This window comes from Rhodobacter lacus, from assembly GCF_042683065.1.
Lineage (GTDB): Bacteria > Pseudomonadota > Alphaproteobacteria > Rhodobacterales > Rhodobacteraceae > Rhodobacter > Rhodobacter lacus.
The window spans coordinates 283,113-292,202 of record NZ_JBHUIX010000004.1 but is presented as its reverse complement, the minus strand read 5'-3'; the positions used below and the strand labels follow the sequence as shown (position 1 = coordinate 292,202).

Sequence of the window (9,090 nt, the reverse complement as noted above, 5' to 3'; positions counted from 1 at the left end):
AAGTGATCGTCGAAGATGGTGCCTCCGACCCGAAAACCTACGCCGAAAAGGCGCAGAAACTGGTGATCAAAGACCGTGTCAACACGGTGTTTGGCTGCCACACCTCCGCCTCGCGCAAGGCGGTGCTGCCGATCTTTGAACGCCGCGGCGCGATGCTGTTCTACCAAACGCATTATGAAGGCTTCGAATGCTCGCAAAACGTGATCTATTCGGGGGCGGTGCCGAACCAGCAGCTTGGCAACTACATCCCCTGGATCATCGAGAAACTGGGCAAGAAAAAGTTCTTCATCGTCGGCTCGAACTATGTTTACCCGCGCGAAATGGCAAAGGTTTCCAAGGGCCTGATCGAGGCAGGCGGCGCGCAATGGGTGGCGGACGAATATCTTGAACTGGGCCATTCCGAATGGGCGGTGATGGTCAACAAGATCAAGGAATCGGGCGCGGATGTGGTGCTTTCCAACGTGGTCGGGGACTCGATCATCTCGTTCTACCGCGAGTTCATCAACCAAGGCCTCAGCCACGCCGATCTGCCGATCTGCGCCACGGTGACCTCGGAGATCGAGATCGCGGCGATGGGGCCGGAATATGCGGCAGGCTCCTACACCTCCTTCCCCTATTTCATGTCGCTCGACACCCCCGCCAACAAGAGCTTCATCGAGCGCTACCGCGCCTTTGTCGGCGATCCGGCGGCGACCACCTATCACTCGCTCGAAGCGGCCTATTTCCAGGTCTTCCTGTGGAAACAGGCGATCGAGGCGTCGCAGGACATCAGCGCCGAGGCGATCCGCGAGGGCATCCGCGGGCAAAGCTATGCCGCGCCCGGCGGCATGGTGAAGATCGACGAGGATAACCTCCACTGCTGGCTCACGCCGCGCATCGGCCAATGGCAGGCGGATGGTCAATCCAAGGTGGTGAACGAATACCCCGAGCCGATCAAACCGCTGCCCTATGCCGCCTATGGCGAAACCGCAGACAACCTGTTCTGCACCCGCTCGGGCCTCGACAGTTCGAAACTCTGAGTCCTCCCTGGCCCCGCGCCCGGCTTTGGCCGTGTGCGGGGCCCCCATTTCAAGAGGTCGCCGACGTGTTCGACATTCTCTTCATCGGGCTCAGTCTCAGCTCGATCCTCCTGCTCGTGGCGCTCGGCCTTGCCGTGACCTATGGCGCGATGGGCATCATCAACATGGCGCATGGCGAGATGGTGATGCTGGGCGCCTATGTCGCCGTGCTGGCCAATACATGGCTTGGCGCCAACCTGCTTGTGGCGATCCCGCTGGCTTTTGTGGTCACCGCGCTCTTTGGGCTGGTGATCGAATGGCTGGTGGTGCGCCGTCTCTACGGGCGGCTGCTCGATACGCTTCTGGCCACGTGGGGCATTGCGATTGTGCTGCAACAGGCGATCCGGCTGGAGTTTGGTCTCAGCTTTTTGGGAATTCACATCAAGGGCCTCGGCTCCGGCCTTCAAAACGTGCCGGTGCCCGGCGCGCTGCAGGGCACGGTGAGCGTGCTTGGCCAAGACCTCAACGCCTATCGCATCTTCATCGTCGTGATGACGCTGCTGTTGACCCTGGCCACATGGGCGGTGATGTATCGCACCTCGCTGGGCATGAAGGTGCGCGCGATCATCGCCAACCCGCAGATGGCCGCCGCCTGCGGCATTGATGTCAAGCGCACCAATGCGGTGAGCTTCGCGCTCGGCTCGGGCCTTGCCGGCGTGGCGGGTGTGCTGATGGCGGGCTTCAAGACCGTCGCGCCGGATATGGGCGCAACCATGGTGGTGGACGGGTTCATGGTCGTCGTCACCGGCGGTGTCGGCTCGCTCTTTGGCACCATCGCCGCCTCGGGGCTCTTGGGCGAATTCAACGCGCTCGTTGCCGTCATCAGCAACGACATCATCGGCCGCGCCGCGGTGTTTGCGGTGGTGATCGGTGTCATTCTCGTCAAGCCCGCCGGGCTGTTCAACTTCAAGGGGCGTTGAGATGGCACGGCTGTTCTCGAACTACCGGCTCTGGGCCTATCTGGTCTTTGCCGCGGTGATCCTGACCCTGCCGATGGTGGGGGATGAATTCTGGCTCAACCGCGTGGCCAAATACCTCTGCTATGGCATGCTGGGGGCCGCCGTGGCGCTCACATGGGGCTATGCGGGCATCCTCAACCTGGGGCAGGGGCTGTTCTTCGGCATTGGCGCCTATGCGATGGCGATGGCGCTGAAGCTCAAGAGCTACACCTCCCTGCAACAGGGCTCAGACACGCCCGTTCCCGATTTCATGCTCTGGAATGCCGAACCGGGCGCGCCAACGGATCTGTGCTGCATCACGCCGGGCTCGTGGCTCTGGATCCCGTTCCAGTCGCAATGGGTGGGGCTGCTCGCCGCCATCGTGATCCCGGCGCTTGTGGCCTTCGCAATGGGGCGGCTGGTGTTCGGGCAGCGGATCTCGGGCGTGTTCGTCTCGATCATCACGCTGGCGCTTGTGCTGCTGGTGCGCCTGATCACCGTCGATGCGCAACCGCTCACCAATGGTTTCAACGGGCTGACGGACCTTGGCTGGTTCACCGTTTTCGGCGTGGACCTCGACCCTTACAGCAAGCTCACCTATGTCGTCGTCGCCGTGGCGCTGATCCTTGTGCTTGCGTTGATGCGCATCCTCGTTGCCACCCGCGCCGGGGCGATTTTACAAGCCACCCGCGACAGCGACACCCGCGCGCTCTACCTCGGTTATGACGTGCCCGCCTATCAAACCTTCTTCTTCACCGTTTCGGCGGTGGTCGCGGCACTTGCGGGCATGCTTTATGTCATCGTTTCCGAATTCGCCTCGCCCTCCTTCCTTGAGCTGTCCTTCTCGGTCTCGATGGTGGTCTGGGCGGCGGTCGGCGGGCGCGGCTCGATCCTTGGCGCCTGTATCGGCGCGATCTTGATCAACGTGCTGGAGGCGCGGGTCTCGGAAACCGAGAGTCTCGTCGAAGCTTGGAAGCTGATCATCGGCTTCGTCTTCATCATCGTCGTGATCTACCTGCCCAAGGGGCTTTCCGGCCTCGCCCATGACACAATCGCCGCGCTCACCCGGCGCCGGGCAGACAGCCGCGAGATCGTCGCAAAGGAGATGCGCCCATGATTGCGCCCATCAATGCGCCCACACAGGCGCAAACCGCGCTGATGCTGGACGGGCTCGCGGTCGACTTTTCCGGCTTCCGCGCGGTTGACGGGGTGTCGATGGCGGTCGACCATGGCGAATTGCGCGTGCTTCTGGGCGCCAATGGCGCGGGCAAAACCACGCTGATGGACCTGATCTCGGGGCGCACCCGCTCAACCGAGGGCCATGTCTATGTGCATGGGCAAGAGGTCACGAACCAGCGCGAGCACAAGATCGCCCGCGCCGGCGTGGGACGCAAGTTCCAGATCCCCTCGATCTTTTCGGGGCTGAGCGTGCGCAAAAACCTTGAGGTCGCGCAATCGGCCCGCCCCGGCGTGTTGGCCAATCTCCGGCTGCGCCTTGGCGCCGACGAACGCGTTCGCCTTGAAGAGGTGCTCGAGACGATCGGCCTTGCCGATGCCGGCGAGACCGAAGCGGGCTTTCTCAGCCATGGGCAGACGCAATGGCTCGAACTCGGGATGCTGATGCTGCAAAACGCTTCGGTGATCCTGCTCGATGAGCCGACAGCAGGCATGACGCAGGGCGAAACCGCGAAAACCGCCGAGATCATCAACCGCCTCAAGGGCAGCCACACGCTTTTGGTGGTGGAGCACGACATGGCCTTTGTGCGCGACATTGCCGAGCGCATCACCGTGCTGCATCTGGGCAAGGTGCTCGCAGAAGGCAAGGTCGCCTTCATCGAGAACCACCCCGAGGTGAAAGCCGCCTATCTGGGCAAGCAGGGGATTTCCTGATGCTGAAACTGATCGATCTGCAAAGCTACTACGGGCGCTCGCGCGCGCTCAACGGCGTCACGTTGACGGTGCCCAAGGGCGAGATCACCGGCATTGCCGGGCGCAATGGCACCGGCAAGACAACGCTGTTGAAAACGATCATGGGGCTTACCGATGCAAGCGCCGGCCAGATCCTGCTCGAAGGGCAGGATCTCTCCGCGCGCCCAACCCATGAGCGCGCCGCCGCGGGCATCGCCTATGTGCCTCAGGGGCGAGGGATCATTCCAGATTTCACAATCCGCGAAAACATCCTGATGGGCGCCTTTGCGCGGCGCGATGGCAAACGGCAGGTGCCCGAGATCGTGGCGGAGCTGTTCCCCTATCTCGCCGCCAACATGGCGCGCCCGGGCGGCGTGCTTTCGGGCGGGCAGCAGCAGCAACTCGCCATCGCGCGCGCACTTGCCGCGGCCCCCGATGTGATCTTGCTCGATGAGCCCAATGAAGGCATCCAGCCCTCGATCGTCGAGGAGATCGAGGCCGTGATCTTGCGCCTCAAGGAAGAGCTTGGCCTCACGGTGATCCTGGTCGAGCAGAACATCGGCTTCCTGCGCCGCGCCGCGAGCAACTTTGCGATGCTCGAAAAAGGCCGGATCGTTGAAAGCGGCCCGATTGCCGCGCTCAGCGATGCCGTGGTCGAGCGCCATATGACGATCTGAGGCGCGTCTTGCGAGCGCCGCGCAGGCCCCGCCCCGAGATCCGGGGCCGGGGCCATCGCTTTGCGTGCGCGCAGGCTGCGGGCGGCGGGGCATGCGCTTGCATCCCGGTATTGCCCCATCCGGGGGGGGGCCGGCTCAGGGCTCAGGGCACGGGGGCTTGGGCGCTACAGCGCCGACGCGCGGGGCAAGCCCGTCCGTGCGATGGCGGCATAGCCACCGTCAAAAGCGAATGCGCGCATCTCCGGCGTCGCTCAGGTGTCAGGACACGTTGGGAATGGTGCGGAAGAGATCTCCGATCACCAGCGGCGATGCCCCGCCCCGTGCCTTGCCGCGCGCGCGGGCGATCTGCCCGCCCTTCCTGCGCAAAGCGCTGGCGCGAGCCCGAAGCGCATCCGCGCGCGCGGAGGAGCGCGCGGATCGGAACTCAGTGTCTGGCAGACCTTATTGGGCGAGGCCGATCTGCTTCATGAAATCGAGGTTGTCCCAGAACAGATATTCCTCGTCCATCACGCCGTCTTTCGTCCAGTGGCCGAGCGTCGCCATGGTCAGCTTGAAGGCCTTGCCGGTCGGCGCCACGGTCTTGCCATCGCCCACCGGCATCGGCTTGGTGAACGTGCCTTCGAGCACGCCGATCACACCGGTCCATTCGCCCGAGCCGAATTTCACCGGATGCTGCTCGATCCGGGTGTCGGGCGCGAAAACGAACATCGGCTTGAGCGCGTCGACATGCGCTTCGAGGCCCGTGGTGGTGCTGCCGTCGGGGTAGTGAACGAGAATGTTTTCGGCGTGGCTTTCATGCAGCCGGTCCCATTTCTGGTGGGTGTAAACGTCGAAATCGAGCGTGTCGAAGGTTTCGAGGTTCTTTTGCGTGGTGGCCTCGGCGCTTTGATACTTCGAAAGCTCCGCCATCAACTCCGGAACAGCCTTGTCGGCGCTGGTTTCCGCAAATGCGGCGGTGCCGAGGGCGAGGCCAAGGCCAAGGGTTGCAGCGGTTGCGGTGAACAGGGGCTTGAGGCGCATCATCGGAATTTTCCTTCGTTTGAGTGGGGTCGTTTGAGGGGAGCGCGTCGGCCTGACGGTTCGCGTCAGGCGTGCTCGCCCGCTCTGCCTTACGACATTACGTTGAGCGAAATAATGGAAAAAGCGGGTATTTTGTGCTATACCATTACGATATTGGTAACAATGTGGGTATCATGGACATCCTTCGCGGCATGCGGATTTTCGTGACTGTTGTCGATGGCGGCAGTTTCATCGCGGCGGCAGAGCAGCTTGACACCTCGAATGCGGCGATCTCGCGGCAGATCTCTGCGCTTGAGGATCATTTCGGGGTGCGGCTTCTCAATCGCACCACCCGCAGGCTCTCCCTGACCGAGCCCGGACAGGCGCTCTACGACCGCGCGCAGCAAATTCTCGAAGATCTGGGCGAGATGGAGGCCAGTGTGGGCCAGCACGGGGCCATGCCCTCGGGGGTGCTGCGCATCAGCGCGCCGCTGTCTTTCGGCATTCATACGCTGGCGCATCTGCTGCCGGGCTTCCACGCGCGCTACCCCAAATTGCGCCTCGACATCGACCTGACCGACCGGGTGGTGGATCTGGTCCACGATGGCAGGGATGTGGCGCTGCGCATTGCGACGGCGCCCAGCCAGAACCTGATTGCGCGCAAGATCGCTCCGGTTCGCATGATCCTTTGCGCCGCGCCCGATTATCTGGCCAGGCATGGCACGCCGGTGAAGCCACAGGATCTCGCACACCATCAGGTGCTGAGCTATTCCTACCTGTCCTCGGGCGATACCTGGGTGCTGATCGATGCGGCGGGCGAGAAAGCCAGCGTGCGTGTCAAACCCTCCATTCACGCCAGCAATGGTGATCTGCTGTGCACGCTCGCGCTGGCCGGCGGCGGAATCATCGTGCAGCCGGAGTTCATCGTTGCCAGACACATCGAGGCCGGGGCGCTGGTGCCGATCCTGCACGGGTGGCGGCTGGGCGATTTCAACCTTCATGCGGTCTATCTGAGCCGGAAATACCTCTCCGTGAAGGTGCGAGTTTTCATCGACTATCTCGCCGCAGCACTTGGCAAACAAACTGTCCCGGGGATCGACGATCCCCGGACGTGAGGGCTTTTGCGCACTGTGGCCCGCGGCCAGCTGCGTGAACATGCGAATAAGCGGAGATGGCCTTCACCTCGAATGGCGCGGGCTCCCCGGCCACTCCGGCGCGGCGCAAGCGCCCTCTCTCACGCGGCCTGCGCGTGCGGCAAGCGCCTGTCCTCTCCAAGATTGAAATGGGCGATCGCGCGCGACAGGCTCTGGGCCGCGCCGAGAAGATCCCGGCCCGAATGCGCCGTCCGCTCAACCCCTTCGACACTTTTCTGCGTGGCCAGATCAAGCACTTCGGTCGCGGCGGTCACTTCTGCAATGCTTGCGGATTGCTCGCTGCTGACCTGCGCCAATTCCAGCACATTGGCCGCGATCGCATCAATCCCCCGCACCGCCGCATCGAGACCGCGATCTGCCGCGCGGACAAGCGTTTCGCCCTCATTCACTTTCCCCCGGCCCTCGAGGATCAAGGCGTTGATCTCTGCGGCCGCCGAAGTCGTACGTTGCGCCAGATCGCGCACTTCCGATGCAACCACGGCAAAGCCCCGTCCCGCCTCGCCCGCCCGCGCTGCCTCGACCCCAGCATTCAGCGCCAGAATATTGGTCTGGAAAGAGATGTCGTCGATCACCGAAATGATGTGCGCGATCGCCTCCGAGGAGGCCGAGATCCGGCCCATCGCCGTGACGACGCGATTGACAGCGGCCTGCGCCGCTTGAACATCTGCCCGCATCGCCTCTGTGCTTTTCGCGGTTTCGGCCGCGCGCTCGGCACCGGTGCGCGAAGCCCCCGCAAGTTCGGTCATCGCGGCGGCGGTCTCTTCGAGCGAGGCCGCCGCACGTGTCGATTGGGCCGACATCGCCTCTGCCCCCGCGTCGAGATCGCGTGCCGTGGCAAGGATGCCCTCGGTGTTCGCGCGGATCGTGTCAACGAGCTCGGCCAAGCCGGTCAGGGCGGCGTTGAAATTGGCCCGAAGCCCCTCATAATGCGGGGGGAACATCTCCTGGATCAAAGCCGTCAGATCACCCTCGGCCAAGCGCTGCAGCCCGGTTTGAAGCGCCGCAACAACCGCCTGCTGCTCTGCCAGTTGCGCCGCGCGCTCGGCAGAGATGGCCTCTTCGAGCCGGTTGCGCTCGATCTCGGTGGCGCGCTCGGCCGCGGCCAGGGCCTCGCGACGCTCAGCCTCCACACGTTCGGCGGCGCGCTCACGTGCCACCCGTGCCGCCTGCTCTGCCTCGCGCTCGGCGGCAGCCTTTTTCGCGGCCTCGGCAAGGCGTTCATTCTGCTCAAGATTGTCGCGAAACACCAGCAAGGCTTCCTGCATCTCGCCAATCTCGCCGTGCCTGCGCCGCATATCATCGAGCCCACCGCGCGCTCCCGCCGCAAGGCCGTGCGTGCGCTTGGCAAGAGCGCGCAGCGGCGACACAAGCACGATCTGCAGATACAAGACCACGAGCCCCAGCGCGCCGCCCGCCAAGGCCAAAAGCCATGTGAATTGCCGGTTCGTCTGCTCGGCATCGAGGTCAAGCCGGTGGATATCGCCCTCCACCTGGTCGAGCACCGCCATCCCGCTGCGTGTCACGTCCGCGGTGATCGTCTGGGTCGTGACAAGCGCTTGCGACGAGAGCGCTTGCGCGTCTGCGCTTGCGTGCAAAACCTTGCGACGCAGCGCGACAAGCCCGAAATCGGGATCGGCCAGCCTCAACAGCTGCTTGCGGCCCTCTGCCTTGGCTTCGGGCACCGACGTCGCGACGTTTTTCGCCGCCTCGGCGAATTTGCGCGCCCGTGGCCCAAAGGCCGCCGGGTCCGTTTCGGTGAGAATGCGGATGATCTCGCTGCGCAATCGGATCACATCCTTCGGGTTGTAAGCGTTGAACCCGGTGACCACGGTTGCGAGAACCGCATCAATGTCCTTGAGCGCCTGCGTCAGCTCTGCCTCGGCGGTCATGCGCGTCTCGATGGCGCGCGCCAGGGCGTCAAGATTGCCTCGAAGAGTGGCAAAACGGCCCGAGAGGCCGGTCGATGCCGCGCCGGTCATGGTGCCAGAAAACGTGTCGATGCGCTGCGCAAGTGCGGCATTGGCCGCGCTGACCTCGGCCTTGTCTGACGCCTGCAACAGCTGGGCAAACCCTTGCGGAAGCTCGGCTATCTGCGCGACAAACGCGCTTGTGCGGCGCAGATCCGGCACGCGCTCCAGTTCCATCCTGGTCGTGCCGGCGCGAAAGCCTGAAACCCCCTGATGCGATGTCCAGCCCAGGATGGAGAGAAGCAGCGCAAAGAGGACAGCACAGAGCCCTATCTGAACGCCAATTCTGCCAAGAACAGTTCGAATCCGGATCATGTGCCACCCTTTTCCAGCGATTGCGCGGCAGTCTCAGAGCGGCTGGTTTCCCAAGGTTTAACAGTCTGCGGATG

The 9,090-nt window shown here is 63.6% G+C and carries 8 protein-coding genes; 6 read left to right on the top strand and 2 right to left on the bottom strand.

The genetic code is table 11. The features are described from left to right. The 5 genes from ACFSM0_RS04885 to urtE all read left to right on the top strand — a co-directional run. Positions 1-1,019: transporter substrate-binding domain-containing protein (locus tag ACFSM0_RS04885; RefSeq protein ID WP_377387889.1), on the top strand; the 1,019-nt coding region annotated here is incomplete at its 5' end. 65 nt (positions 1,020-1,084) lie between these two features. After that, positions 1,085-1,978: an urea ABC transporter permease subunit UrtB gene (gene urtB / locus ACFSM0_RS04880; protein WP_377387887.1), complete on the top strand. Its 894-nt coding sequence runs from the start codon at positions 1,085-1,087 to the stop codon at positions 1,976-1,978. 1 nt (position 1,979) lies between these two features. Continuing rightward, a complete protein-coding gene (gene urtC / locus ACFSM0_RS04875; RefSeq protein WP_377387885.1) occupies positions 1,980-3,113 on the top strand; it encodes an urea ABC transporter permease subunit UrtC in 1,134 nt (377 codons plus the stop codon). After that, positions 3,110-3,886, top strand: coding sequence for an urea ABC transporter ATP-binding protein UrtD (gene urtD / locus ACFSM0_RS04870; RefSeq protein WP_377387883.1), 777 nt, complete (start codon positions 3,110-3,112; stop codon positions 3,884-3,886). The genes urtC and urtD overlap by 4 nt, the downstream gene beginning before the upstream one ends. Further along, positions 3,886-4,581 carry an urea ABC transporter ATP-binding subunit UrtE gene (gene urtE / locus ACFSM0_RS04865; RefSeq protein WP_377387881.1) on the top strand — a complete coding sequence of 232 codons (696 nt, stop codon included), beginning with the start codon at positions 3,886-3,888 and terminating at the stop codon, positions 4,579-4,581. The genes urtD and urtE overlap by 1 nt, the downstream gene beginning before the upstream one ends. 441 nt (positions 4,582-5,022) lie before the next feature. Here urtE and ACFSM0_RS04860 read toward each other — a convergent pair whose 3' ends face one another. Further along, entirely contained in the window at positions 5,023-5,604 is a 582-nt protein-coding gene (locus tag ACFSM0_RS04860; protein WP_377387879.1) for an ester cyclase, read from the bottom strand. Positions 5,605-5,774: 170 nt separating this feature from the next. On the opposite strand from ACFSM0_RS04860, the gene ACFSM0_RS04855 reads away from it, so the two are divergent. Beyond that, entirely contained in the window at positions 5,775-6,695 is a 921-nt protein-coding gene (locus ACFSM0_RS04855) for a LysR family transcriptional regulator (RefSeq protein WP_377387877.1), read from the top strand. Between the two features lie 119 nt (positions 6,696-6,814). Here the strand turns inward: ACFSM0_RS04855 and ACFSM0_RS04850 are convergent, their stop codons facing one another. After that, positions 6,815-8,878, bottom strand: a complete 2,064-nt coding sequence (locus tag ACFSM0_RS04850) for a methyl-accepting chemotaxis protein (RefSeq protein ID WP_377387875.1) — start codon at positions 8,876-8,878, stop codon at positions 6,815-6,817. Positions 8,879-9,090 lie beyond the last annotated feature (212 nt).